The organism is Mesorhizobium marinum (genome assembly GCF_040813675.1).
Lineage (GTDB): Bacteria > Pseudomonadota > Alphaproteobacteria > Rhizobiales > Rhizobiaceae > Mesorhizobium_K > Mesorhizobium_K marinum.
Genome location: NZ_JBFOCI010000047.1, coordinates 1 through 515, shown reverse-complemented (window position 1 = coordinate 515; position 515 = coordinate 1). Strand labels below are relative to the sequence as shown.

At 64.3% G+C, this 515-nt stretch carries 1 protein-coding gene; it reads left to right on the top strand.

The window, feature by feature from the left end; translation table 11 throughout:
• Positions 1-515 (top strand): extracellular solute-binding protein (locus ABUE31_RS22795; RefSeq protein WP_367726056.1); only part of this gene is annotated, 515 nt, incomplete at both ends.

Sequence of the window (515 nt, the reverse complement as noted above, 5' to 3'; positions counted from 1 at the left end):
GCCGAAGTTCATTCGCCCCGGTCGCGCCTTTGCGGCCGACGCCCTTGCCCCCGGGATGATCGGTGGGCCAACCGGCTTCGACGGCGCAGAGCGCTACCAGTATGGCGCAGATACGCCCGAAGGGCGGGCGATCGAGGCGGCCAAGGCGTTGAAGGCGTCGGGGGTCGACAAGATCGTGCTCGGCCTTTCGGACGGTTCGATTGGCCAACTGACCCAGCCATTCCCGGCCGGCGCCCCGTCCATCAAGGAGCTCTGGGAAAAGGAAACCGGCATTACGCTCGACATCGTCGGCGTGCCGAACGGCCAGGAATTCACCAAGACGATGCAGGACATCTCCACCAAGGGTGGAGCATTCGACATCTACGCGGTCGAGTGGAACCGCCTTGGCGACCTCGCAGAGACCGGCGGCATCCTGCAGCTCGACGATTTCGTCGCCAAGCACAAGCCGGAGTGGGACAATCCCGAAAACGGCTATGTCGGCGGCGCCAAGGGCGTCTCGCTGCTCAATCAGTATC